General features: G+C 58.7%; 23 protein-coding genes. 6 read left to right on the forward strand and 17 right to left on the reverse strand.

The window, feature by feature from the left end; all coding sequences use genetic code 11:
- Positions 1-27: 27 nt before the first annotated feature.
- From D8U61_RS01385 to puuE, 5 genes are all read right to left on the reverse strand, one after another.
- The gene (locus D8U61_RS01385; RefSeq protein WP_130902538.1) at positions 28-1,341 is read right to left on the reverse strand and encodes a urate hydroxylase PuuD; all 1,314 of its coding nucleotides are present in this window, start codon (positions 1,339-1,341) and stop codon (positions 28-30) included.
- A 51-nt stretch (positions 1,342-1,392) separates the two neighbouring features.
- A complete protein-coding gene (locus D8U61_RS01390; protein ID WP_016773758.1) occupies positions 1,393-1,896 on the reverse strand; it encodes an ureidoglycolate lyase in 504 nt (167 codons plus the stop codon).
- A 141-nt stretch (positions 1,897-2,037) separates the two neighbouring features.
- A complete protein-coding gene (gene alc, locus D8U61_RS01400) occupies positions 2,038-3,033 on the reverse strand; it encodes an allantoicase (protein WP_071171520.1) in 996 nt (331 codons plus the stop codon).
- An 87-nt stretch (positions 3,034-3,120) separates the two neighbouring features.
- A complete protein-coding gene (gene uraD, locus D8U61_RS01405; protein ID WP_016773760.1) occupies positions 3,121-3,636 on the reverse strand; it encodes a 2-oxo-4-hydroxy-4-carboxy-5-ureidoimidazoline decarboxylase in 516 nt (171 codons plus the stop codon).
- Positions 3,633-4,559, reverse strand: coding sequence for an allantoinase PuuE (puuE, locus tag D8U61_RS01410; protein WP_130926296.1), 927 nt, complete (start codon positions 4,557-4,559; stop codon positions 3,633-3,635). The genes uraD and puuE overlap by 4 nt, the downstream gene beginning before the upstream one ends.
- Positions 4,560-4,979: 420 nt before the next feature.
- On the opposite strand from puuE, the gene uraH reads away from it, so the two are divergent.
- Positions 4,980-5,333 carry a hydroxyisourate hydrolase gene (gene uraH / locus D8U61_RS01420; RefSeq protein ID WP_024012214.1) on the forward strand — a complete coding sequence of 118 codons (354 nt, stop codon included), beginning with the start codon at positions 4,980-4,982 and terminating at the stop codon, positions 5,331-5,333.
- Positions 5,334-5,460: 127 nt separating this feature from the next.
- Here uraH and D8U61_RS01425 read toward each other — a convergent pair whose 3' ends face one another.
- The 5 genes from D8U61_RS01425 to D8U61_RS01445 form a co-directional block, all read right to left on the reverse strand.
- Complete coding sequence (locus D8U61_RS01425; RefSeq protein WP_130926298.1) at positions 5,461-7,314, reverse strand: hypothetical protein; 1,854 nt, start codon at positions 7,312-7,314, stop codon at positions 5,461-5,463.
- A gap of 95 nt (positions 7,315-7,409) precedes the next feature.
- Positions 7,410-10,934, reverse strand: a complete 3,525-nt coding sequence (locus tag D8U61_RS01430) for a calcium-binding protein (protein ID WP_130926299.1) — start codon at positions 10,932-10,934, stop codon at positions 7,410-7,412.
- 192 nt (positions 10,935-11,126) lie between these two features.
- Positions 11,127-11,756, reverse strand: a complete 630-nt coding sequence (locus tag D8U61_RS01435) for a LysE family translocator (RefSeq protein ID WP_016773765.1) — start codon at positions 11,754-11,756, stop codon at positions 11,127-11,129.
- Between the two features lie 85 nt (positions 11,757-11,841).
- Complete coding sequence (locus D8U61_RS01440) at positions 11,842-13,191, reverse strand: NCS2 family permease (RefSeq protein ID WP_024012217.1); 1,350 nt, start codon at positions 13,189-13,191, stop codon at positions 11,842-11,844.
- Between the two features lie 291 nt (positions 13,192-13,482).
- On the reverse strand, positions 13,483-13,929 hold the full coding sequence (locus tag D8U61_RS01445) for a MarR family transcriptional regulator (RefSeq protein WP_130926300.1): 447 nt from the start codon (positions 13,927-13,929) through the stop codon (positions 13,483-13,485).
- 81 nt (positions 13,930-14,010) lie between these two features.
- Here D8U61_RS01445 and D8U61_RS01450 point away from each other — a divergent pair, with 81 nt between their 5' ends.
- The gene (locus D8U61_RS01450; RefSeq protein WP_122747070.1) at positions 14,011-15,177 is read left to right on the forward strand and encodes a PLP-dependent aminotransferase family protein; all 1,167 of its coding nucleotides are present in this window, start codon (positions 14,011-14,013) and stop codon (positions 15,175-15,177) included.
- 137 nt (positions 15,178-15,314) lie between these two features.
- On the opposite strand, the gene D8U61_RS01455 is transcribed toward D8U61_RS01450, so the two are convergent.
- The 5 genes from D8U61_RS01455 to D8U61_RS01475 form a co-directional block, all read right to left on the reverse strand.
- A complete protein-coding gene (locus tag D8U61_RS01455; protein ID WP_016773768.1) occupies positions 15,315-15,686 on the reverse strand; it encodes a glutathione S-transferase N-terminal domain-containing protein in 372 nt (123 codons plus the stop codon).
- Between the two features lie 103 nt (positions 15,687-15,789).
- On the reverse strand, positions 15,790-16,335 hold the full coding sequence (folE, locus tag D8U61_RS01460; RefSeq protein ID WP_016773769.1) for a GTP cyclohydrolase I FolE: 546 nt from the start codon (positions 16,333-16,335) through the stop codon (positions 15,790-15,792).
- Positions 16,336-16,412: 77 nt separating this feature from the next.
- On the reverse strand, positions 16,413-16,970 hold the full coding sequence (locus tag D8U61_RS01465) for a Smr/MutS family protein (protein ID WP_016773770.1): 558 nt from the start codon (positions 16,968-16,970) through the stop codon (positions 16,413-16,415).
- A 74-nt stretch (positions 16,971-17,044) separates the two neighbouring features.
- On the reverse strand, positions 17,045-17,365 hold the full coding sequence (locus D8U61_RS01470) for a hypothetical protein (RefSeq protein WP_016773771.1): 321 nt from the start codon (positions 17,363-17,365) through the stop codon (positions 17,045-17,047).
- 131 nt (positions 17,366-17,496) lie between these two features.
- Entirely contained in the window at positions 17,497-18,087 is a 591-nt protein-coding gene (locus D8U61_RS01475; protein WP_016773772.1) for a cysteine hydrolase family protein, read from the reverse strand.
- 239 nt (positions 18,088-18,326) lie between these two features.
- Between D8U61_RS01475 and prmB the strand changes: the two genes are divergently transcribed.
- Positions 18,327-19,235, forward strand: a complete 909-nt coding sequence (prmB, locus tag D8U61_RS01480; protein WP_056784046.1) for a 50S ribosomal protein L3 N(5)-glutamine methyltransferase — start codon at positions 18,327-18,329, stop codon at positions 19,233-19,235.
- A gap of 58 nt (positions 19,236-19,293) precedes the next feature.
- Here prmB and D8U61_RS01485 read toward each other — a convergent pair whose 3' ends face one another.
- Both D8U61_RS01485 and D8U61_RS01490 read right to left on the reverse strand, forming a co-directional pair.
- A complete protein-coding gene (locus D8U61_RS01485; protein ID WP_110601262.1) occupies positions 19,294-20,085 on the reverse strand; it encodes a hypothetical protein in 792 nt (263 codons plus the stop codon).
- A 99-nt stretch (positions 20,086-20,184) separates the two neighbouring features.
- On the reverse strand, positions 20,185-21,138 hold the full coding sequence (locus D8U61_RS01490; protein ID WP_130926301.1) for an alpha/beta fold hydrolase: 954 nt from the start codon (positions 21,136-21,138) through the stop codon (positions 20,185-20,187).
- A 130-nt stretch (positions 21,139-21,268) separates the two neighbouring features.
- On the opposite strand from D8U61_RS01490, the gene aroC reads away from it, so the two are divergent.
- From aroC to D8U61_RS01505, 3 genes are read left to right on the forward strand one after another with little or no spacing between them, the layout of a single operon-like run.
- Positions 21,269-22,360, forward strand: coding sequence for a chorismate synthase (gene aroC / locus D8U61_RS01495; RefSeq protein ID WP_024012223.1), 1,092 nt, complete (start codon positions 21,269-21,271; stop codon positions 22,358-22,360).
- Between the two features lie 34 nt (positions 22,361-22,394).
- Positions 22,395-23,540: an MFS transporter gene (locus tag D8U61_RS01500; protein WP_073472596.1), complete on the forward strand. Its 1,146-nt coding sequence runs from the start codon at positions 22,395-22,397 to the stop codon at positions 23,538-23,540.
- Positions 23,537-24,163 (forward strand): methylthioribulose 1-phosphate dehydratase, encoded by a 627-nt coding sequence (locus D8U61_RS01505; RefSeq protein WP_016773777.1) that lies wholly within the window; start codon positions 23,537-23,539, stop codon positions 24,161-24,163. The genes D8U61_RS01500 and D8U61_RS01505 overlap by 4 nt, the downstream gene beginning before the upstream one ends.
- The last annotated feature ends 63 nt before the right edge of the window (positions 24,164-24,226 follow it).

The raw sequence follows: 24,226 nt of genomic DNA on the forward strand, positions 1-24,226 counted from the left end.
AGCGAGGTTGTTAGCGAAGGTGTGGGCTTAGTTGGTCTGCGCTCCCTGGGCAATCCAGGCACCGATCAGGTCACGTTCCTGCTGGGTCATCTGGGTGATGTTGCCCAGTGGCATGATCTGCGTAGTGATGGCTTGCGCCTGAATGCGCGCGGCGTTCTGGCGGATCTGCTCGGGGGTGTCGAACATCACACCGGCCGGGGCTGCGCTGAACAACGGGCTGGTCGGCTTGGACGAATGGCACACCGTGCAACGCTCTTGAATCACGTTGTGCACTTTGTCGAAACCGGGGCCGGCATTCGAGGCTTGCGCGGATGCCGCCGCAGGGGCTGCGGGTGCCGCAGGTTGCGCCGCTTCGGCCGGTTTCGCGCCACCGCCCAGTGCCGTCTCCGGCAGCGGTTGGTACTCGATTTTCGCCGGTGCCTTGGCCACTTCAGGTGCAGTCGACATCGGCGTCGGGCCGGTGACGTAGGCCAGGCAGATCATGCCCACCGCTGCCACCGGCAGGGTCCAGGCAAACTTGTGGCTGTCGTGACGGGTGTTGAAGTAGTGACGCACCAATACCGCCAACACCGCGATCCCGGCCAGGATCAACCAGTTGTACTGGCTGCCGTAAGTGCTCGGGAAGTGGTTGCTGATCATGATGAACAGCACTGGCAGGGTGAAGTAGTTGTTGTGACGCGAACGCAGCAGACCCTTGGCCGGCAGGGCCGGATCCGGCGTGCGGTTCTCGGCGATCGCCGCGACCAGTGCCCGTTGCGCCGGCATGATGATGCGGAACACGTTGCCGACCATGATGGTGCCGATGATCGCGCCGACGTGCAGGTACGCACCACGACCGCTGAACACTTTGCTGAAGCCATAGGCGGCGGCAATGATCAGGACGAACAGGATGAAGCCGAGCAGGGCGGGTTTCTTGCCCAGGGCCGAATCGCAGAGGAAGTCGTAGACGAACCAGCCGACGATCAGCGAGCCGATACCGATGGCCACGCCTTCAGGACCGCTGAGGCCACTGCCGGGTGCCACGAGGTAGAGCACGGGATTTGAGTAGAACACCACGCACAGCAGCGCGATCCCCGACATCCAGGTGAAGTAGGCTTCCCACTTGAACCAGTGCAGGTTGTCCGGCATGGACGGTGGGGCCAGTTTGTATTTTTCCAGGTGGTAGATGCCGCCGCCGTGGATTGCCCACAGATCACCGGCCAGACCGGTTTTCGGGTTGACGCGGTTGAGGTTGTTCTCCAGCCAGACGAAGTAGAACGACGCGCCGATCCAGGCCACGCCAGTGATCATGTGAACCCAGCGCACGCTCAGGTTCAGCCATTCCAACAGATGTGCTTCCACAGTCTTTACCTCTCGCCTGTCACTCTTGTTGTCGAGTGATCAGACCTTCTCTTATTGGTGGGGGGCGAGGATCAACCGCTCATCCTCTTTGAAAAAATGCTCATCGCAGTTATTGCCTGTGCCACTGCGATCAACCACCAGGAAGTCATCCCGCTTTTCGATCGTCAGCACCGGGTGGTGCCAGACGCCGCGATGGTAATTGATGCCCTGCCTGCCGTTGGTGACGAAGGCGCGGACCAAGCCTGATACAGGTTCATCGCCAACTGGCGCGACCACGATCAGAAAGGGGTTGCCGAGCAGCGGAATGAAAGCCTGGCTGCCCAGCGGATGGCGTTCCAGCATGCAAACGGTCAGCGGCATGTCCTGCGCGTCGGCGCGGAAAATACTGATGATTGCGTTGTCCTCAGGCGTCGCGGTTTCGACCGTCGCCAGTTTGTGGAAGCGCATGGTCGAACCGTTGTTGATCATGAAGTGATCGCTGCCGTCGGTTTCGATCACGTCACCGAAAGGGGCGAAGGCTTCTTTGGTCAGCGGTTCAATCGTCAGTGTGCGCATGCTGTTCTTCTTTTCGTTGAGTGATCGTTCCCACGCTCTGCGTGGGAGTGCAGCCCGTGACGCTCCGCGTCACATCCAAAGCGGACGCAGAGCGTCCATTGATGCATTCCCACGCAGAGCGTGGGAACGATCAGTGCGGTGTTATTTAGCAACCTTGCCCAATACACGCAGACGACTCACACCACCATCCGGGAACACGTTCAGGCGGATGTGGGTGATCGGGCCGAGTGCCTTGATCTGCTCGACGAAGGTGTGTTCGGCGTGCATTTCCAGCTTCTGGCTTGGCAGCAGTTCGCGCCAGAACAGCGACTGGGTTTCGATCTGGCTGTCGGTGCCGCCCTTGACGAACGCGCCCTGGATCGAGCAGGTGTCCGGGTAGTTGCCTTTGAAGTGCAGGGTGTCGACGACGATTTTTTCGATCTCGCCCGGATGACCCAGCGCGACGATCACCCAGTCATTGCCCGGTGTGCGACGACGCGCGGTTTCCCAGCCGTCGCCCATATTGATGCCACGGCCCGGGTTGAGGATGTTGCTCATGCGGCCGAAGTGTTCGTCGGAGCAGGCGAGGGCGCGGCCACCATTGAGGGCTGCTGCCAAGTCCACTTGCTCGTTGTCGCCCACAGCGGACCAGTCGCGGAACGGAATGCCGTATACGCGCAGACGGGCAACACCACCGTCCGGGTAGATGTTGAAGCGCAGGTGGCTGAACGCTTTGTCGTTGCTGATTTCGTGGTAGTGGTGGCTGTTGCCCTGCAACTCGACGGCCGACAGCACTTCGGTCCACTGGGTGTTTTCATCCGGCTCGCCCGAGGCCAGGAAGCACGCTTCCAGCGAGGCCGACGGCGGATAGTTGCCGGTGAAGAATGAAGTGTCGATGTCCACGCCTTTGATCGAACCCGGCACGCCCAGACGGATCACCGCGCTGTCGTAACCTTCGAAGCGCTTGCGGCGCGACTCCCAGCCGTCCATCCACTTGCCGTTGTCATCGAACACGCCCTCCTTCCATACGGCCGGGGTCGGTTGGAACAGACGATTGGCGTCTGCGAACCAGTCATCGGTGACCGAAATGATCTTGGTGCCCAGACGGGCGTCGGCCAGGTTGACGTATTTTTCGAAAGGTACGGCGTAAGCTTTCATTCTTCTTGTCTGCCTTTGATAAGTTGGCTGGGGATGCTCGCAGGGCCCTGGGCGTTTGCGCGTTCATTCACGCTCGGGCCAAGCTTGCTAAAGAGTCAGTAAACGGAACAGGGCAATCTTGTTGATCTCCGCCAGCGCGCATTTGAACTCGGCTTCCACCGAATTGTTGATGCGCGTTTCGAACGCCGCGAGGATCTGATGCCGGTTGCTGCCTTTTACCGCCATGATGAAGGGAAACTTGAACTTGGCTTTGTAGGCGTCGTTCAGCTCGGTGAAGCGCTGGAACTCTTCGGCCGTGCATTGGTGAATACCGGCGCCAGCCTGTTCATTGGTGCTGGCTTCGGTCAGTTGGCCCTGGACGGCAGCTTTGCCGGCCAGGTCCGGGTGAGCGTTGATCAGGGCCAGCTGGCTGGCATGATCGGCGCTCAACAGGATATCGCTCATGCGCTGATGCAGGGTTTCGATCTCGTCGATCGAAGCGTCCGCACCGAGGTCGTAGGCCTTTTCGGCCACCCATGGCGAATGTTCGTAGATGTCGGCGAAGGCTTTGACGAAAGCGTCGCGGCTCAGGGTCGACGGTTGCAGGGTTTGAAAGCGGCTCATTTTGCAGTCCCTTGGTACGGGTGGGTTTCTTGCCAGTGACGCGCGATGTCGACGCGACGGCTGAACCACACCTGTTCATGACTTTTGGCGTATTCGATAAAGCGCTTGAGCGAAGCGAGGCGACCAGGACGGCCGATCAGGCGGCAGTGCAGACCGATCGAAAGCATTTTCGGCGCTTCGGCACCTTCGGCGTAAAGCACGTCGAAGGCGTCTTTGAGGTATTCGAAGAAATCGTCACCCTTGTTGAAACCCTGCACTTGCGTGAAGCGCATGTCGTTGGTGTCGAGGGTGTAGGGGATCACCAGATGCGGCTTGCCGGTCGGGTTGTTCGGTTCCCAGTAGGGCAGGTCGTCGTCGTAGGTGTCGCAGTCGTAGAGGAAACCGCCTTCTTCCATGACCAGGCGACGGGTGTTCGGCCCGGTGCGGCCGGTGTACCAGCCCAGCGGACGTTCGCCGGTCAGTTCGGTGAGGATGCGGATCGCTTCGAGCATGTGCTCGCGTTCCTGCGCTTCATCCATGTACTGATAGTCGATCCAGCGGTAGCCATGGCTGCAGATTTCATGGCCGGCCTCGACCATCGCACGGATCACGTCCGGGTGACGCTGGGCGGCCATGGCCACGGCGAAGATGGTCAGCGGAATATCGAATTCCTTGAACAGCTTCAGAATCCGCCAGACGCCGGCGCGGCTGCCATACTCGTAAAGCGATTCCATGCTCATGTTGCGCGCGCCTTGCAGCGGCTGGGCAGCGACCATTTCGGAGAGGAAGGCTTCGGATTCCTTGTCGCCGTGCAGAATGTTGCGCTCGCCGCCTTCTTCGTAATTGAGCACGAAGGACAGGGCGATCCGGGCATTGCCCGGCCAGTGTGGGCGAGGAGGGTTACTGCCGTAACCGATCAGGTCGCGTGGGTAGTCAGCGCTCACTGCAGTCTTCCTTCTTGTACGTTGACAGATTGGTGTGGCGGCCTGGCAGGCTGGCGTCACAGCGATGGGCTGATTGTATACAACTTTATTTACATTTTGTAAGCCTGAATTTTCGCATTTTTCACCGGCTGTCATCTTTTTCTGCTAACGGTTCCAGCCTGCAAGAAACCTGCCTGACCAGTCAGCTAATGAATAGAAGGTTCAATGATCAGGCGCTTTGCCTGCGAATTGACGACAAAGGCCCGGATGGCGGGGGTGAAGCGAAAAATGTCGTTTTTATTGTGTACAATTTTTTTGAAAAGTGTCTTAATCAGTCGCTCGCCGCAGCGTTTCGTGCTCTGAAACGGTGCGGTCTCCTTTTCAACTGACTTCGGGAGGCGCGAAGTCTGACCGCTTGTTGCGGCCAGGCGCGCAGAATCAATGGGACGTTTGACAACACACGTTTTGGACGCTGCACACGGTTGCCCGGGCAGCTCGATCAAGGTCGAGCTGTACCGCGTTGAAGGATCGCAGCTGGAATTGGTCGCCAGTGCGACAACCAACAGTGATGGCCGGGTCGATGCGCCGTTGCTGCAAGGCGACGATTATCGCACTGGCGTTTATCAGGTGCAGTTCCATGCCGGCGATTACTACCGCGCCCGTGGCGTACAACTGCCCGAGCCGGCGTTTCTCGATGTCGTCGTACTGCGTTTCGGCATTTCCGCCGAGCAGGAGCACTATCACGTGCCCCTGCTGATTTCGCCTTACAGCTATTCCACGTATCGGGGCAGCTGACCCCCAAGCAGCTGCCCCCACCGGGAAGCGACTGCGCATATAGCTTCTTTGGTCTTTCGCCCGCTCACACTGCGGGCTTTTTTTATGCGTTTTTACGGCGCAACTGCCGGCGCAGTCGAGTCTCGGGTCAACGCTCGCGAATAATGAACACCGAGTCTGGCGTGGACGCGACCTTCAATACGCCTCCTATCAGCCATACCACCTTGTTCCGCGTCGCTGCATCGGTCAGTGCGGTGAAGGCGTCCTGACCGATTCTGGCGGGCAAGCTCGGTTCTGTCAGTTCGTTGCCAGGAACGTGAGTCAGGCCGGCTTGACTGATTGCCCCCAGTTTCAAAAAGAAGATTTGATCGTGACCGGCTCGTTTGAATACCAGCGTCGGCATTCTGTGTTCATAGGTCAGTGGAAACAGCTCGTAACCACAGCCGACCAGCAACGCGCCGAGCAATCGCCGCAGATTCAGATCCGATGGATAGGTCTTGTAATGATTCCAGGCGGAGGAGAAGTGCTGTGGATCAAAGGTCAGGCGTTGCAATTCGCTGTCGGTCTGGGAAGGCATCGGGATAAGCCGCTTGCCCCCCAGGTCGATGTCTGGCGCTATGGCGAGCATATTCAGCGGGTCGGCAAAATCAGGTGCTGTGGAAAATGGCAATTGCTTCCATTGATGCAAGACGGCCTGAACGTTGATCAGACCGGTGCCGGTAATCGTCGGGGAATGATCGGCGAGTTCGAATAACCTGCGGGCAACGGCTGTCGTTGTCGCTTGCGAAAAATCAGGGAACGCGCGAGCGACGGACGTTGCTATCGGCTCTTCGAAAAAGCGTTTGCCCGGATGGACTTCACCTGGATCGCTGCCGATTCGAAACGTCGCCACCGGCTGTTGCTCGGGGGCGTTTGTCAGCATGTTCTCGAAAGCGTCGAAACCGCTCGGGAAAAACTCGGGATGACATACGAAATACACGGTGGGCGCCGTATTCGAGCCAACCGGAACGATTGGATAATGCAGCCAGCCAAGCTGTACCGATTCGGTGTGCGCAGGTTTGTTCAGATGCCCCCAGGGAAGCCAGAAATACGGCGTCTGGTCGTTGTCAGAGGACGGATTGGCTGTCGCCGCGGTTAGCGTTTCTACGGCTTCGGCAAGTCGGGGACGCTTGCTCGGGCCAGGTGTTGCCTGATCGGTCTGTTCGCCTGGCTGGCTGGATTGGGCTGGCGTTTGCGATGGCTTCGCCCCTGGCGGTTTTTGTCGCCAGAAAACAGTGCCGGGGATTTGCTCGAAGAAAACGTCGGGTGCATTGCTCGTCGAGGCAAACGCTTGTTGGTATTCGCCATCCTTGTTTTTGCGCACCATGACCGTGCCGTCCACCGTCGTTACGAAGGTCTGCCTGAGTCTGTTGTATCGAAGGCCCTCCGTTGCCAGCTCAGGCTTGCTCAGCGTCATGGCGTCGGCAGGTGAGATGTATGAGGGCAGGTTGGGGGTGGCGGATGCAGGCCGGTTGGATAGCCTCTCGGGCCGCCGGATCTGCCAAGTCGTCTGACCCTCGAGGCGCGTCAGGGGCAGGCCGGGCACACCGGGTGCGAAGGTCAGAGGCACATGATAATTGCCTTGCGCGTCCTGCTCGACGACGAACTGGCCTTCATTAGCGATCTGAGCGTACGTGCGCTGATCCGGTCCGGTGAACAAACCTTCGTTCTGCGCCACGGGTACCAGTTCGTGGAAACGCTCTTGCGGCCAAGCGATTGCGTTACGAGTGGCGCTGAAGTTCTCCGTTGCATCCGGCAAGGCGTGAACAGTAACCGTGGGCAGTGTGCTGGCTGCGGCAGATGTGCTTGCCGCTTGACTGACGGCCGGTGAATCGATGCCCAGAAGCAGGGCGTCAGGCATGTCCAGGCCCATACGGCTGACGAGAGGCGGTGAGCCGGAATGTCCAGCATCGGGGGCATTGGGTGATTTTACTGCAGGGACTTTCTTGGGTGACTTGGCCATGGGGAATGCTCGGTAAAAGAGCGCGCAGACGCGTGCAAGTGCCGCGTAGACAGCAACGCTCGAAAAAATGGGTTTATTGACGAACGACCGGCGAATTACGCGGGAGGCACTTTCATCACAGAAACGGGGCCGAAAATGTTGGTTTGGTGGTTGCAGCGATTCACGACCCTTAAAGCAGACTTTTCGATGCGGGATTTGTCGGCACGCAATACCCAGCCATGCGCGGCAAAGTTGTAGCCCACGCGCGCGGTCTGGTCGTTAAGGCAGATAATGTTCCAGACTTTGACTTCGTCATTGGCCAATGCGGCAAGAGCTGGCGGGAGTGCTTTCGAGGCGTCGGGCTCTTCGAAAAAACGAGCATCGAGACCATCCAGATAGACACGGTCAAAGACCAGATCGACCGTATGCACAACTCCACCGGTGGTAATAACGCGGATCTGGTCTATCAAGTCCTCGCTTTCATAGACAGGCAGATAAAAAGTGGTAGTGCCGATGGAAAGCCGGTTTTCTTCGAGTTTTATATCGACCTCGCCGAGCTGCGTTGCATCAAGTTCCCAAGTGGATGAGTAGGGAAGCCGCTCTTTGGCATTGGCGAGCGCGCCAGGAGTCGAGAGTCTGATAGTCATGTCAGGCAGTACGTGGATGAGATAACTCGCACCCACTCCTTCATAGGCGTCCATGCTGGTTTGCACGGCCAGTGGTATCGGCATTGCGCAACTCCTCGTAGTGCCAAGCGAGTAACCCGCTTTCTCAGGCAGCGCATAAAAGCACTGTCGAGAACGACCCGTGAGTGGCACTTTCATCTGGGTTACCCAATGCCTCGAGACCGAGAAGTCAGTAAAGGCTGGCGGGATGTCGGTTTCCGTTGTAAGACCAGCGTTTGCAACGACACCGTCCCTGAAAATCAACACATAACGGCCGAACGGTCGAACGGCCATGGTTCGCAGGATCTTGGTGATATTGTCGTGATCGTCCTCGTTACGCGCAGCCGAGTAATAATTCAGCTTGATGGTCTTCGCGCCGAAGTGATAGACGAGATGGCAACCGACAGTCAGTCGGTATGACTTGGGTTTCTCGGAGAAAAAATGCGCCTCGGCTTTTGTCAGCTCATCACTGGTGAAGTCCAGATATATCCGGGTTATGACATCCGGACGTAAAACCGCGTAGAAAGTGTTGGCCTTGCCGGTTCTCGGTACGTAATAGCTCGCTTCCTTGCGATGTCGGATCCAGCATTCCGGCGCATAAATAATGATCGGTGTTACCGGTTTGCCACGTTTGACGAAAATTTCCGGTATATCAGCGGTGTGGCCATCCGGGATTGTTTCAGGCAGGTCAAGCCTGAAATGGCAATCATCACTGGTTATGAAAATCAGATTTTTGTTGCTCAGCTTTCTCGTGCCTTCGTATTTCTTGTAAACGTCATGAATGGTCAATACGTTTTTGGGATTGTCTTGAATTTCGAAGCCTGAGCGGATGACCAGGTCATTGCCCTCGATAGCCCAGGACTCAATCAGGTCCTTGCGCCAATTCATGACGATATAACTGGTCTGTTCACCATCATCGATGATGGAAAAACGACCAGCCACATGCGCAATGTAATATTGATCCGCACCGGCGCCTCCCGACGCTTTTGCTTTTTCGTGGGAGAGGAATATCTGATCGTCTCCGGCGCCAGCTTCAATGATGTCGCTGCCTCGTGATTTGATGACGTTGTTTTGCGCAGTGCCGGTTACTACGCTTGCTGCGCGATGGACTGTTTCAATATTTTCGATACTGTCCAGCAAACTGTGCAGGATGGATATCTTGTTATTCTCGGCATCGACATCGCTGGTGAGGATCTGCAATGTTCCGGCCAGCAAATCTATGTCATAGCCAGTTCTGTTCGTATCACGAGAGGAGTAATTGCCGCCAAGTACCAGTGTGTCATTTCCTGCGCCGCCGCTCAGCGTTGAATATTCTGCAACATGGCTGTCCTTTTCGAGGAAAGCGGCTGCGTTCTCAAACAGGAACTGGTCATTGCCTTCACCGCCCGACAGTTGTTTTTTTCCTGACTTGTAATAGAACGTGTTGGGCTTTTTTTCTACACCTTTGATCGAGTCGTTACCCTCGCTGAGAAACCAGAGAATGTTTTTGCCCTCTGCCGCAACTCCCAGTTCCGCGCCGGGTGTATCTTTTGTAACCCCTGCGCTTGCATCAATGATGTCATCGGTGCCTACCACTTCAGGGACATTGACCGACTCCCACGCATCCTGTTTGGTCCACCAGTTTCGTTTCCAGACCCGCGTCGGTTTCAGGCGTACATCAAACTTGCCATTGACGATGGCTTCGGTGCTCTCTTTCAAGGGGCCATCGAGTAGCGTTCTCGCGGTCTTTTTTAACTGCAATGAGTGTTGAAGTAGTGTTTTGGCCTTGATATAGCGGTTTTGAACGCTTTCGTCGACGTCCATCATGCAGAACGAAAACCATCCGCTACGCCACCGCTCATCAACGGTTAATTCGATGTAGTCATCTATGTCGTCAACGATCCGTACCGCACCGTAGACCTGCGAGCCAATGGCGAGAATCGCGCCGGCTGCAAGCCCGACGGGGCCGGCAAACGAGAAACCGGCCATCGCGGCAGTGCCGAGAATGACGGTCATGGCTGCACTGGTAATGCTCAGGCCAGCGCTGACGTAATGATCCATAGCCTCTTTGCCGGTGGCATTCTCAGCGGCGTTCATGGATCTCACGGCGGTAAAGATGTCGAAGGGCAGCGTCAGCATGCCGCCGACCAGACCGCCCGATCGACCCAGTCTGAGTGCGAAGCGTGTTCTGGCGAAGTCCCGGTAAGCATTCTGTCCGGCTGTGAGCATCTGCGTGGCTATTTTACTGACCGTGACATCGGCCGCGATGGAGGCCAGTTCCGATGCAATGCCCGCGCTGTTTATTGCTACTTCAGCACGGTTATCGGCTTTGATCGCATCGATTACGCCACGAATCCCCATGAAAATGCCGAAACCCTGGATGCCCAGGCTGGAGCCCAGCGTCGCGTAGCTTTTGGTCAATGCCGCCCAGCGGGGATGATGTCTGGGGACGTGCACATGTTGCAGATCGAGCGACTGTGCTGCGCTCAGAAGTTTTACCAGTTTGTCGCGGTAATTGCCGGCTACCTTTTCATTGGCATTGTTTTCCCTCAAGAGCTGAGGGGCGCCAAGCGGGCGCTGGCTGGCCATTTCAAACAGGAGCGTGGGTAACAAGTAGCTATCGCTGCCCGTTGAAGTTTTCAGAAAATGTTCAACTTTATTGGCGTCGAACTGCAGGCTATTGATAAAAGAAAGTTTGGGTCGGCGAAAGAAGCTGTTCTGGCCATTCAATGGCTGACCGTCAATCGTTGCGCCTAGTCCGTCGAGTGCGGTACGGGTAATCGAAATATCGCCAATTTCCAAAGGGCCGAACACTTCGTCCACCATTTGCAATTGACTCGATTTTCCATTGGTTTGGCCATGGTCGATGGTTGAAGGCTTGTATTCGTTGGACTCATAGCCCAAATCCATAATTATGACGGTATCGGAAACAGGTTGCGTGTCCGCATGTATTGCAGGGTCGGTTTGTGCAGTTGCTTCGCGTATGAGTGTGGCCATTAGAACTTCCTTGTTCCGGCAATTGTTGTTAAGGCCAAGGATATTACGTTGGCCTTTCGAGACCTGTATATCGATGGGTTGTTGCTATCTATTGCGTATCAGTGATTGGATGTTGCACTTAATTTATTCATGAACAACATGATCCTGCCCGAGATCCATTCCGGCAGGATAATCAATAGTGGCGCTTTTCAGTCAATGGCTGCCAAGCAAAGACGCCGCGCCAGCACCACCAAACAGTCCGGCACTCACCCGATTGAACCAACTCTGGCCTTTGCCGCTGCGCAAATAACGTGCGGCACCATTGGCACCCAGACCGTAAGCCAGTTTGCAGCACAGATCGAGCACTACCCAGGTCGCGATCATGATCAGTAATTGCGGCAGAAACGGTTGGTCTGCGCGGAGGAACTGTGGCAAAAACGCGGCGAAAAACAGTATGTCCTTAGGGTTGCTCGCGCCCAGTACAAAAGCGCGTCCGAACAATGTGCGAAAACGCGGCACCGGTGCGGCTTCGGGTACTTCGGCGCCCGTCGATGGCTGACGCGACTGTTGCCAGCTCTGCCAGGCGAGGTAAAAAAGGTACAGCGCACCGATGATTTTCAGCGCGCTGAACAACTGTTCCGAGGCCAGCAACAGAGCGCCAAGCCCCAGTGCCGAAGCGCTGAGCAGGCAGATCGAGGCGATCACGCCACCCAGGAACGCGGGGTACGACCGGCGCAAACCGTAATTCAGACTGTTGCTGATCATCAGCAATGACAGCGGTCCCGGGATCAGGATCACCACCAGCGCAGCGCCACTGAACAGCAGCCAGGTTTCCAGACTCATTGTATTGCTCCTTTGTTGTTATCGGGATGTGCAAAAGCCCCACCCGTGAGGGTGAGGCTGGTTTGAAGCTTGAACCGCGCAGCGTTTACAGGAAAATGAACTTGGCGATGAAGATCGCGCAGAGCACCCACAGGCTGACGGAAATTTCCTTGTACTTGCCGGTGCCGGCCTTCAACGCGACGTAGGTAATAAAGCCCAGCGCGATGCCGTCGGCGACGGAGAAGGTCAGCGGCATCATGATCGCCGTGACAATCGCCGGAATGGCGTCGGTCGCCTCGTCCCATTCGATGTGGGCCATGCCGCCCATCATCAGCATCGCCACGTAAATCAGGGCACCTGCCGTGGCATAAGCGGGAATCATGCCAGCCAGTGGTGCGAAAAACATGGCCGCTATAAATAGCACACCCACGGTGACGGCGGTAAGACCAGTCCGACCACCAGCGGCTACGCCGGCGGCGCTTTCCACGTAACTTGTGACCGGGGGCACGCCAACCACGGCGCCGAATACGCTGGAGGCGCTGTCGGCCTTCATGGCTCGTGAAAGGTTCTCGATGCGACCGTCAGCGGCGACAAGGTTGGCGCGCTGGGCCACGCCCATCAGCGTGCCGGCGGTGTCGAACATGTGCACGAAGAGGAACGCCAGCACTACGCTGATCATGCTGACGTTGAACACGCCGGCGACGTTCATTGCCATCCAGGTCGGCGCCAGGCTCGGCGGCGCGGACATGATGCCCTCGTAGTGGACGAGACCCAGGCCCCAACCGGCGAGGGTGACGGTGATGATGCTGATCAGGATCGCGCCGAATACGCGGTGGTAACTGAGGATCGCGATCATGAGGAAGCAGATCGCGGCGAGCAACGGGCCGGGTTCGCGCAGCGAGCCAAGTTTGATCAGCGTTGCCGGGCTGTCGACGACGATGCCGGCAGTCTTCAGCCCGATCAGGCCCAGAAACAGACCGACACCGGCGCCCATGGCAAACCGCAGGCTGACCGGAATGCTGTTGAGCAGCCACTCGCGAATCCGCGAAAAGGTCAGGAACATGAACAGCACGCCCGAGACGAACACTGCGCCGAGCGCGGTTTCCCAGTTGTAGCCCATGGTGCCGACCACGGTGTAAGTGAAGAAAGCATTGAGGCCCATGCCCGGCGCCAGGCCGACCGGCCAGTTGGCGTAGAGCCCCATCAACAGGCAGCCGAGCGCGGCGGCGATGCAGGTGGCGACGAAGGCTGCACCGTGATCGATGCCGGCATCGGCCATGATGTTCGGGTTGACGAAAATGATGTAAGCCATGGTGATGAAGGTTGTCAGACCGGCAATCAGCTCGGTCTTCACCGTGGTGCCATGCAAGCTGAGTTTGAACAGACGCTCCAGCAGGCCATTGCGTAATGGCGGCGTGAGCTCGAGCGGCGGTGCTTCGGATTTGCGGCTTTCCACAGCGAGTACTCCTCAAGAGTTTTATTGTTATTTCCAGGGCCGGACCCATGAGGGGTGGCAGCGGCCCTTTGAGGCATACGCGAATTTGTTGACCGTGTAGTCAGGAACTCGCACGCAGTGGATTATGCTTTTGTGTACAAATAAAGCAAATATTGTTTTGGTTTTTGTCGCCGATTTTTTTGCTGATAGGGATATATGGCCATCCTGGATGGCTTCGCGAGCAGGCTCGCTCCCACCTTTGTAAAGCGTTCCCATGTGGGAGCGAGCCTGCTCGCGAAGAGGACGGTCCTGTCAATCGAGATGCGTCTGGCTACCCCCGAGCGCCAGATTCACCGCCAACCACCCATTTACCGCCGCTTCCCCAGCCTCGGTAAACACCCGCTCAAGCAATTTCACCTGCTCACGGCGCAACGCCTGCTCGAACTTCGCGCCTTCCGCCGTCAGCTCAAGCAGACGCTTACGCTTGTCCGTCTGTGAAGCGACGCTGTCGACCAGATACATTTCCTGCAACTGGCGCAGGGGCATGTTCAACGCTTGTTTGCTCACGCCCAGCAGGGCCAGCAACTCTTTCACACTCAGGTTCGGATAGCGCGCGATGAAAAACACGATGCGCTGATGTACCCGCGAGAGTCCGCGGCGCTCGAGCATTTCATCCGCCTTGGCCGTGAACGCCTGATAGCCGAAGAAGAACGCTTCCATGGCCTGTTGCTGACTTGCGGGGTTTTTAAGGTCAAGCATGTTGACGTACTCGCTCAAGCTGTCGTAGTTTCAGTCAACCAGTTTGACTCATTTTTTACCTGCCTCGCTACGGTGACCACCATGGCTTTTTCCGAACGTGTCTCGCGCCTGAAAAGTTCTTTGATCCGAGAAATCCTCGCCGCCGCCCAGCGTCCAGAGGTGATGTCGTTTGCCGGCGGTTTGCCCGCTGAGACGATGTTGCCGAAGGTGGAATGGGACGAGATGCCGCTGTCGCTGGGGCAGTACGGCATGAGCGAAGGCGAGCCGGCCTTACGCGAGGCGCTGGCGGCAGAGGCGAGGGCGCTGGGCCTTGAATGCGAGGCGAGTCAGGTGCTGGTGGTCAGCGGCTCGCAGCAAACCCTGGATCTGGCGGCCAAGCTGTACATCGACAAGGGCACGGAAATTCTGTTGGAGGCGCCGACTTATCTGGCCGCGCTGCAAATCTTCCAGCTGTTCGGCGCCGACTGCCTGACTGTGGCGCAGGAAGCCGACGGCCCAAATCTGGCGCAATTGCGTAATCGTTTAGAGCAGCATCGCCCGGCGTTTATCTACCTGATCCCGACTTTCCAGAATCCTTCCGCCGTGCGCTACAGCGAGGCCAAGCGCGCCGCAGTCGCGGCATTGCTCGATGAATTTGGCGTCACGCTGATTGAAGATGAGCCATACCGCGAACTGACTTTCGATGGTGGCAGTGCCAAACCGATTGCCGCGCGTCTGAGAAAAGCCAGCTGGATCTACACCGGCACCGTCTCGAAAACCTTGCTCCCGGGTTTGCGTGTCGGTTACTTGATCGCCAGTCCGGATCTGTTCCCGCACCTGCTCAAACTCAAGCAATCGGCGGACCTGCACACCAATCGCATCGGCCAGTGGCAGGCGCTGCAATGGATCGGCTCGCAGAAGTATCAACAGCATTTGAGCGAGTTGCGGGATTTCTATCGGCAGCGGCGCGATGCGTTTCAGTTGGCGCTGGAAGAGCATTTTGCCGATCTGGCTGAGTGGAACATGCCCCAGGGCGGGCTGTTTTTTTGGCTGACGTTGAAACAACCGCTGGACACCCGGTCATTGCTCAATGAGGCGTTGGCCAATGATGTGGCATTCATGCCCGGTGAGCCGTTCTTTCCTGAGCCGGACAAGCATCATGGGCATTTGCGCTTGAACTTCAGCCACATTGATCCGGCGCGGCTGGATGAGGGGTTGAAGCGGTTGGCGGCGGTGGTGCGGCGGGCGCAGATGGAGAGGGCGGCCTAGCAAAAACGCCGGCTCAAGGGCCGGCGTTGTCAGTGCGGGCCTCTTCGCGAGCAGGCTCGCTCCCACAGGACGGGATGCGTTTCAAGGGTGGGAGCGAGCCTGCTCGCGAAAGCGGCTAGCGCTCCAACCCATTAACATCAGACCGCCGCAAACCGCTTATCCAGGTAATCGATAATCACCTTGGATTCATACATCCAGGTGGTTTGCCCATTCTCGTCGATACGCAGGCAAGGCACTTTGATTCGGCCACCCTGTTCCAGCAGAGTCTGGCGATCCTGCTCGTTGTTCTTCGCGTCTTTCAGTGCCACCGGCACATTCAGACGATGCAGGGCGCGGCGGGTTTTCACGCAGAAGGGGCAGGCGTGAAACTGATACAGCGTCAGATCTTTCGCGGCAGCGTCGACTTGCGCCTGAGCAGCAGCGGGGCGTTTTTTCTTGCCCGGGCGGGTGATGAAATCGATGAAGATAACCAGTTGGCCGAGGCCGACACGAAGCGCTTTGACGAACACGTTGAAAGCCTCACGGTGCAAATGAAGAAAGGCGCGCAGCTTACCCGATTTTTCACAGGCGAAAAAAAACCGGCGATCAACGCCGGTTCTTTTCTGTTGCGAATTACTTGATGAGGCTGAGGAATTCGCTACGGGTCGCCGCGTTTTCACGGAATTCACCGAGCATCACCGAAGTGATCATCGACGAATTCTGCTTTTCGACGCCGCGCATCATCATGCACATGTGCTTGGCTTCGATCACCACGGCCACGCCCAGCGCGCCGGTCACTTGCATCACGGCATCGGCGATCTGACGGCTGAGGTTTTCCTGAATCTGCAGGCGGCGCGCGTACATATCGACGATCCGCGCAACCTTCGACAGGCCCAGCACTTTGCCGCTCGGGATATAGGCGACATGCGCCTTGCCGATGAACGGCAGCAGGTGGTGTTCGCACAACGAATACAGCTCGATGTCCTTGACCAGCACCATTTCGCTGTTGTCGGAGCTGAACAGGGCACCATTGGTGACCTCTTCGAGCGTCTGTGCATAACCACGGCAGAGGTACTGCATGGCTTTGGCGGCACGCTTTGGCGTGTCGAGCAGGCCCTCGCGGGACACGTCCTCGCCCAATTGGCCGAGAATCGCGGTGTAATTCTGTTCCAGGGACATGAAACTACCTGTGGGGATTTTCGCAAAGGGCAAGGGTACGGTGGCGGACACAACCCTGCAAGTTCGGTGTGACGGCTTTATTCGTCGCGGCCTTCCATCATCGTCCGTTTCAGCATCACATAAACCGCGCCGGCGCCGCCGTGGCGGGCCTGGCAGGAGCAGAAACCGAGCACTTGCGCATGCTGGCGCAGCCAGGTGTTGACGTGGCTTTTGATCATCGGCCGCTTGCCATCCAGGCGCACAGCCTTGCCGTGCGTCACGCGCACGCAGCGGATTTCGAATTTGGTCGCTTCGGCGAGAAAGGCCCAAAGTGTTTCCCGGGCTTTTTCTACGCTCATGCCATGCAGGTCGAGGCTGCCTTCGAACGGGATCTGCCCGACCTTGAGCTTGCGCATCTGGCTTTCCTGCACGCCATCGCGGGACCACATCAGCTCGTCTTCCGGGCCGACGTCGATCACGAACTGGTCGGACAAGCCGTCAATGATGGTGGTGTCGCTGCGCACGGTGGCGGACTGACGCAGCTTGGCGATCTGCGCGCGGTCAGCCTTGGGTTTGCCGGTGTCGGCGCGGTCGTGCTTGATCGGCTTGACGCCCTGGATGGCACTTTTGAACAGAGAAAAATCGTCGTCTTGCATGTCAGCCTCCGCGAAGGGCGGCCAGTTTACCCAAGTCGACAGAAAACGGCCCGGCAAAAAGCCAGGCCGTTGGGTCAGTCGTGTTTTTTCATCAGATGCGGGGACATGTTCAGTTCCCGCGATTGCCGTGCGCGACGGCGGCAGCGGCGCCACAGAGCAACGCCGAAGTACAGAAACAGCAAGCCGACGGCAAGCATGATTGCCGAGCCCAGCGGTGATGCGTTCAGGTCACCCAGCGCCGGCGGGCGGCCGAGCAGGCTGGCGGCGCCGGCCATCGCCAGCAGCACGCCGAACGTCGCCAGAATGGCCGAGATCGCCGCGCCAAATCGAAAACGCCAGTTGCTTTGGCCTTTGGGCCGCAAACGGCGTGCGTCAAATCCATCGGATAACTTCATTCCGACCTTCCTCAATGGTATCGGCCCTTCGACCGGGAGTTGACCGGGTTGTTCCTGAGGCTATTGCATTTGCGGCAAATCAGCGGATATAGCGGATGAGCGGCGCCAACGCACCGCTCACAAGGGCAGGATCAGATCAGGTCCTGAGTCTTGGCCAGCGTGGCGAAGTTGTCGGCCATGATCGCCATTTCCGCTTCCTGCACGCGTTCGGCGCTGAGCACGCCGCCCTTGAACGGCAGATCGCGGGTCGCGCAGGCGTCTTCGACCAGGGTGCAGCGGAAACCGAGGTTCTTTGCCGCGCGCACGGTGGTGCTGACGCTGGAGTGACTCATGAAGCCGCAAACGATCAGGTCCAGCGAGCCGAGGTTCTGCAGGCGCTCGAGCAGTTCGGTGCCATGGAACGCGCTCGGCAGCAGTTTGCCGATAATGGTTTCATCGCCTTGCGGTTCGAGACCGGGGATGAATTCGCCGCGTTCGCCCTGCGGGTCGAACAGGCCACCAACGGTGCCGAGATGACGCACGTGCACGATCGGCCGACCGGCGGCACGGGCTGCGGCAACCACTTGTTTGATGTTCGCGACGGCCGCGTCCATGCCGCTCAGGGCCAGCGGGCCACTGAGGTATTCCTTCTGGGCATCGATGATGACCACGGTGGCATGGCTCAGGGTGGCCGCTGCGTAACCGCGACCGCTGAGTTGAAACATCGTTTTTGGAACGGACATTCTGGGGCTCCTCGGGGTGGGGCTTTTGCGACATTGTCCTCTGGCTGAGCGGTTCTGTGAATCGCTACCATCGTAGGCGCCGTCGTTCTTGACCTGCAGCCTTGTCAAGTTACACGTTCCGTTCAATGCCTGATGCAAAAAAAAGAAAACTCCTACCGGAACCGCGTGGTTTTTCCTGCGTCGTCGTCGCGCGTTTTGGCTGCTAGAATCGCCAGTCGTTTTTTCTGGAGTTCTACGCCGTGATCACTTCCCGACTTCGTACCCTGCGCGACCACATCCGTTGGGCCGTCAGCCGCTTCCATGGGGAGGATCTGTTTTTCGGTCATGGCACCGACAACGCCTGGGACGAGGCGCGCCAGTTGGTGCTGGGCGCTTTGCACCTGCCTTGGGAAATCGCCGACAGCTATCTTGATTGCGCGCTGGAAGATGACGAACTGGTCAATCTGCAGCGCTTGCTCAAGCGCCGCATCGAGGATCGCGTTCCCACCGCCTATCTGCTCGGCGAGGCGTGGTTCTGCGGCATGTCGTTCATCGTCGACCAGCGCGTGTTGATCCCGCGTTCGCCGATTGGTGAACTGATCGAAAACCGCTTTGCGCCATGGATCGGCAACGAACCGGCGCGGATTCTCGACCTGTGCACGGGTTCCGGCTGCATCGGCATTGCCTGTGCTTACGAGTTTCAGAATGCCGAGGTAGTGCTCGCGGACCTGTCGTTCGAAGCGCTGGAAGTGGCCAACCAGAACATCGAGCGCCATGGCGTCGATGAGCGCGTCTATACCGTGCAGGGTGATGGCTTCGATGGCTTGCCGGGTCAGCGTTTCGACCTGATCGTGTCGAACCCGCCCTACGTCGATGCGGAAGATTTCGCCGACATGCCGGACGAGTATCAGCACGAGCCTGAACTCGGTCTTGCCTGCGGTGATGATGGTCTGAATCTGGTCCGGCGCATGCTCGCCGAAGCGGCGGATCACCTGACCGAGAAAGGTTTGTTGATTGTCGAGGTAGGCAACAGCCAGGTGCACGTCGAGGCGTTGTACCCGGAAGTCGATTTCGCCTGGCTGGAGTTCCAGCGCGGCGGGCATGGCGTGTTCATGCTGACAGCCGAGCAGTGCCGCGCGCATCAGGCCCTGTTCGCGTCCCGCGTCTAAGGTTGTGACAGATCGTTCCCACGCAGAGCATGGGAACGATCAGTACGCGCTCAAGCCCTCAGCGGTGCGTAGCAATCCAGATCAACAACCCCGCCTGAAACACCGCAAACGCCACCAGACACGTAATGGTGAAACGCAACCCGGCATCTTCGCGCTTGAACTTGCTGACTTTTTCTTCCTGCTTCTTCAGCTTCACTTCCTGCTCGGCGAGATTCTGTTCGGCCTGCTGCAGCATCTGCGCGGCTTCAAGAATTTCGACGATCTGCAGCTTTTCGCTGTTCCAGTCACCGAGCAGATCACCGACCTGCACCGCCTTGATGCTGCCTTTCAAATGCTGGGCATCGGCGTAAGCCACATCGAAACCGTGCACGCGCAGGAAATGGTCGCGGCGCAAGCGAGTGTCTTCGTTGAGCGCATCCTTGTTGTTCAGGTCCATGCCTTCAACGGTGTAGCCGGGCCAGCGCTTTTTCGCCCAATTGATGCCTTGCGCAGCCATGAAGCGGCCGATACCGCGATTCAGCGGTTCGATCTGCAAGCCACTGTCGGGACCGAAACTCACTCGTTTGCTCGCGTGGTCGACCCACACATCGAGATGATTCTGCTCTTTGCGCACGCGCTGGTTGGGCAGCTTGATCGCCATGCGCATCAGGCTGCGCTCTTTGCTGTTGCGCTCGGCGTAACCGAATTCGACAAAGCGCAACGGCCGGCCGCCGGTGTTGCGGTCGGTCTGCAGCGGCGCCAGGCGGAGCATCTTGTGGTGCTCGGCCTGAACATCCGCCCACGGCAGTTCGACCGCTGGCGGTGCGTCTTTTTCAGCGCTGGTGTCGGGTGAAGTCTGGGTTTCAGTCATAACGGCGAGATCCTGTCCAAGCCCTGCTTGCCGCCAGACGTTGCGCTGGCGACAAAGGCTTATCGGCCGTTTTCCGTGAGGCTGGAGGGTAAAACGCAGTTAACTTGCACGAATTCCGTCAATAAATTCGATGACGGCGGCGCCCAGTTCGGCGGCCAGGGGCAAATTCGGGTCCTTGTAGGAGGCCAATTGCCGCTTCATGTCGTTGTGGACGATGCGCAGCACGTGATTCATACCGTCGATCACCGTCAGTTGCGCGTCCGGTTTCGCCGCCTTGAGCAGCTTCGCGTCCTCGGTGCCGACCTGAATGTCGTTGCTGCCCTGGACGATCAGTGCCGGCATTTTCAGCTGGGCAAAGGCTTGCGCCGGGTCCTGACGGAACAGCGAAATCAGGTACGGCTGCACGCTCGGGCGAAAGATCACCTGCAACGGCTGTGGCACGTTGTCATCGGTATGGCCGGCCTTGAGGCTGTCGAGCAGTTCGTTGCTGCGCAGCATCAGTGGCGGCGGCAGGCTGCGCGCCAACTGTTCGCGGATCACTTCATCGACCGGCCGCGCGCTGCCAGACAGCGAGATCACCGCCGCTGCGTCCAGCTTCGGCGCAGCGAGGCTGGCAATCAGCGCGCCTTCGCTGTGGCCGAGCAGAATCAGTTTGCCGAAACGCGGATCGGCCTTGAGCTTCTGCCCCCACGCCACCGCGTCCGCCGCATAGCCTTCTACTGACAGATCACGTTCATCGGGAGCGGCCGCCAGGCTCGCCGCAACGCCACGCTTGTCATAGCGCACGCTGGCGATGTTGTGTTTGGCCAGTACCCAGGCCAAGCGCTTGAGGCTGTCATTGCGCCCGCCGTCGGGATTGTTTCCGTCGCGATCTGTAGGACCCGAGCCAGAAATCATCAGAACAATCGGCACCGGGCTGTCGGACTTGGGCAGCAACAGCGAGCCGAAAAGTTCGCCACTGCCGGTGTCCAGAGTGACCGGGCGCTGTAGGACTGTCGCTTGGGCAAAGCCGGTAAAGAGGGTAAGACTCAAGATCAGAACTCGCAGCATCATCACGCCATCATTGGTCAAGGTGCCGGTTGGACTCGCCAGCACCACTAAGGTTCGAGGATGAACTACTCGGTTAGCCTGCGTATACTGGCGCGCATCAAGAATTCGGGTTTGATTTCACGGAGCGTCCTGCATGTCCGGCAATACCTACGGCAAGTTGTTCACTGTCACCACCGCTGGCGAAAGCCATGGTCCGGCGTTGGTCGCCATTGTCGACGGCTGCCCGCCGGGTCTGGAGATTTCCCTGGAAGATCTGCAGCGCGACCTCGATCGCCGCAAGCCTGGCACCAGCCGCCACACCACCCAGCGCCAGGAAGCCGATGAAGTCGAAATCCTCTCCGGCGTGTTCGAGGGCCGCACCACGGGTTGCTCGATCGGCCTGCTGATTCGCAACACCGACCAGAAGTCCAAGGACTACTCGGCGATCAAGGACCTGTTCCGCCCGGCCCACGCCGACTACACCTATCACCATAAATACGGCGAGCGCGATTATCGCGGCGGTGGCCGCAGTTCGGCGCGGGAAACCGCCATGCGCGTAGCGGCCGGTGCGATCGCCAAGAAGTATCTGGCCAGTCAGGGCATCGTCATTCGCGGTTACATGAGCCAGCTCGGCCCGATCGAAATTCCGTTCAAGACCTGGGATTCGGTCGAAGAAAACGCCTTTTTCAGCCCTGACCCGGACAAGGTCCCGGAGCTGGAAGCGTACATGGACCAGTTGCGCCGCGATCAGGACTCGGTCGGGGCGAAGATCACCGTGGTCGCCGAAGGCGTGATGCCGGGTCTTGGCGAGCCGATTTTCGATCGCCTCGACGCCGAACTGGCCCACGCGCTGATGAGCATCAACGCGGTCAAAGGCGTGGAGATCGGCGCCGGTTTCGCCTGTGTCGCCCAGCGTGGTACCGAACACCGCGATGAACTGACGCCGGAGGGTTTCCTCAGCAACAACGCCGGCGGCATCCTCGGCGGCATCTCGTCCGGCCAGCCAATCGTTGCGCATCTGGCATTGAAACCGACCTCGAGCATCACCACCCCGGGGCGTTCGATCGACGTGAATGGCAACCCGGTCGACGTGATCACCAAGGGGCGTCACGATCCTTGTGTCGGCATCCGCGCGACGCCGATCGCCGAAGCGATGATGGCCATCGTGCTGATGGATCATCTGCTGCGCCACCGTGGGCAGAACGCCGATGTGCGCGTGAGCACGCCGGTGCTGGGCCAGCTCTGATGGCTGCGCTCAAAGCCGTCGCGGCATAACCGGCGTGGCGGCGCTTCCTTACTGGCGGCTGTCCAGTTTCTATCTGTTCTATTTCGCCTTGCTCGGTTCGACAGCGCCGTTTCTGGCGCTGTACTTCGATCACCTCGGCTTCAGCGCCGCGCGCATCGGCGAGCTGGTGGCGATTCCGATGCTGATGCGCTGTGTGGCGCCGAACATCTGGGGCTGGCTCGGCGATTACACCGGCAGGCGTCTGGCCATCGTGCGCTTTGGCGCGGTCTGTACGTTGCTGACCTTTTCGCTGATTTTCGTCAGCCAGACCTACGCCTGGCTGGCGATGGTCATGGCCCTGCATGCGTTCTTCTGGCACGCGGTGCTGCCGCAGTTCGAAGTCATCACCCTCGCGCATCTGCAGGGGCAAACATCGCGCTACAGCCAGATTCGCCTGTGGGGCTCGATCGGTTTCATCATCACTGTGGTAGTGCTGGGTCGGCTGTTCGAATGGCTGAGTCTGGACATCTACCCGGCGGCACTGGTGCTGATCATGGCCGGTATCGTTCTCAGCAGCCTGTGGGTGCCGAATGCGCAGCCGGCGCAAGGCAATCGGCCGGCGGGCGAGGGCTTTCTCAAGCAATTGCGCCATCCCGGCGTGTTGGCGTTTTATGCCTGCGTCGCGCTGATGCAGGTCAGCCACGGGCCGTATTACACCTTTCTGACTCTGCACCTTGAACGCCTCGGTTACAGCCGTGGCGTCATCGGCATGCTTTGGGCCGTGGGTGTGGTGGCGGAAGTGCTGATGTTCATGGCCATGAGCCGCATTCTGGCGCGCTTTTCCCTGCGCCGGGTGCTGCTGGCGAGTTTCCTGCTGGCGGCGTTGCGTTGGGTGCTGCTCGGTTCGTTTGCGGAGTTTCTCTGGGTGCTGTTGTTCGCCCAAGTGCTGCACGCAGCGACTTTCGGCAGCTTTCATGCGGCTGCCATCGCTTTCGTGCAACGTAGTTTCGGCGCCCGCCAGCAAGGCCAGGGCCAGGCGCTGTATGCGGCACTGGCCGGCACCGGCGGGGCGCTCGGCGCGCTGTATTCCGGCTACAGCTGGAACGCCCTCGGCGCGACATTGACCTTTAGTATTGCCAGTCTCGCAGCGCTTGCCGCTGCCGTTATCATTGCCACATGTATGCAAGAGGACAGGCCATGAGCCTTAGCCGTGAACAGCTCGCCCAGCAGATCGTTGACGCCGGACGTTTTCTATATGGCCGTGGCTGGTCACCAGCCACCAGCAGCAACTATTCGACGCGCCTGTCGCCGAGCGAAGCGCTGTTGACCGTATCGGGCAAGCACAAGGGCCAGTTGGGTGTGGATGACGTACTCGCTACCGATCTGTCCGGCAATAGCCTGGAACCAGGCAAGAAACCCTCCGCCGAAACCTTGCTGCACACCCAGCTCTATAGCTGGCGCGCGGAGATCGGTGCGGTGCTGCACACCCATTCGGTGAATGCCACGGTGCTGTCGCGTCTGACTCCGCAAGACTTCATCGAGTTCGAAGACTACGAATTGCAGAAAGCCTTCAGCGGCATCTCGACTCATGAATCGCGGGTGCGTGTGCCGATTTTTGACAACGATCAGGACATTGCGCGCCTCGCCGCCAAGGTGCAGCCTTGGCTCGACGCCCATCCCGATTGCGTCGGTTATCTGATTCGCGGCCATGGCCTCTACACCTGGGGCGCGCAGATGAGCGACGCGCTGCGGCAGATCGAGGCTTTTGAATTCCTGTTTGAATGCGAGTTGAAAACCCGCAGCGTCATGAACCGCCAAGGCTGAGTTCATCTGAAACAGCCCGTTTGCCTGATGCCATGCGGCGCCCGACCGGTCTGCAAGAGCCGG

It is taken from the genome of Pseudomonas sp. Sample_14 (genome assembly GCF_004307515.1).
GTDB lineage: Bacteria > Pseudomonadota > Gammaproteobacteria > Pseudomonadales > Pseudomonadaceae > Aquipseudomonas > Aquipseudomonas atacamensis.

What these genes read in the sequence shown, in the direction of transcription:
- D8U61_RS01390 (WP_016773758.1), bottom strand. Translation starts at nt 1,896, where the DNA reads ATGCGCACACTGACGATTGAACCGCTGACCAAAGAAGCCTTCGCCCCT.
- alc (WP_071171520.1), bottom strand. Translation starts at nt 3,033, where the DNA reads ATGAAAGCTTACGCCGTACCTTTCGAAAAATACGTCAACCTGGCCGAC.
- D8U61_RS01450 (WP_122747070.1), top strand. Translation starts at nt 14,011, where the DNA reads ATGGCTTTTTCCGAACGTGTCTCGCGCCTGAAAAGTTCTTTGATCCGA.
- D8U61_RS01485 (WP_110601262.1), bottom strand. Translation starts at nt 20,085, where the DNA reads ATGACTGAAACCCAGACTTCACCCGACACCAGCGCTGAAAAAGACGCA.
- aroC (WP_024012223.1), top strand. Translation starts at nt 21,269, where the DNA reads ATGTCCGGCAATACCTACGGCAAGTTGTTCACTGTCACCACCGCTGGC.
- uraH (WP_024012214.1), top strand. Translation starts at nt 4,980, where the DNA reads ATGGGACGTTTGACAACACACGTTTTGGACGCTGCACACGGTTGCCCG.
- uraD (WP_016773760.1), bottom strand. Translation starts at nt 3,636, where the DNA reads ATGAGCCGCTTTCAAACCCTGCAACCGTCGACCCTGAGCCGCGACGCT.
- folE (WP_016773769.1), bottom strand. Translation starts at nt 16,335, where the DNA reads ATGTCCCTGGAACAGAATTACACCGCGATTCTCGGCCAATTGGGCGAG.
- D8U61_RS01465 (WP_016773770.1), bottom strand. Translation starts at nt 16,970, where the DNA reads ATGCAAGACGACGATTTTTCTCTGTTCAAAAGTGCCATCCAGGGCGTC.
- D8U61_RS01445 (WP_130926300.1), bottom strand. Translation starts at nt 13,929, where the DNA reads ATGCTTGACCTTAAAAACCCCGCAAGTCAGCAACAGGCCATGGAAGCG.
- D8U61_RS01425 (WP_130926298.1), bottom strand. Translation starts at nt 7,314, where the DNA reads ATGGCCAAGTCACCCAAGAAAGTCCCTGCAGTAAAATCACCCAATGCC.
- D8U61_RS01505 (WP_016773777.1), top strand. Translation starts at nt 23,537, where the DNA reads ATGAGCCTTAGCCGTGAACAGCTCGCCCAGCAGATCGTTGACGCCGGA.
- D8U61_RS01470 (WP_016773771.1), bottom strand. Translation starts at nt 17,365, where the DNA reads ATGAAGTTATCCGATGGATTTGACGCACGCCGTTTGCGGCCCAAAGGC.
- D8U61_RS01490 (WP_130926301.1), bottom strand. Translation starts at nt 21,138, where the DNA reads ATGATGCTGCGAGTTCTGATCTTGAGTCTTACCCTCTTTACCGGCTTT.
- D8U61_RS01430 (WP_130926299.1), bottom strand. Translation starts at nt 10,934, where the DNA reads ATGGCCACACTCATACGCGAAGCAACTGCACAAACCGACCCTGCAATA.
- D8U61_RS01435 (WP_016773765.1), bottom strand. Translation starts at nt 11,756, where the DNA reads ATGAGTCTGGAAACCTGGCTGCTGTTCAGTGGCGCTGCGCTGGTGGTG.
- D8U61_RS01475 (WP_016773772.1), bottom strand. Translation starts at nt 18,087, where the DNA reads ATGTCCGTTCCAAAAACGATGTTTCAACTCAGCGGTCGCGGTTACGCA.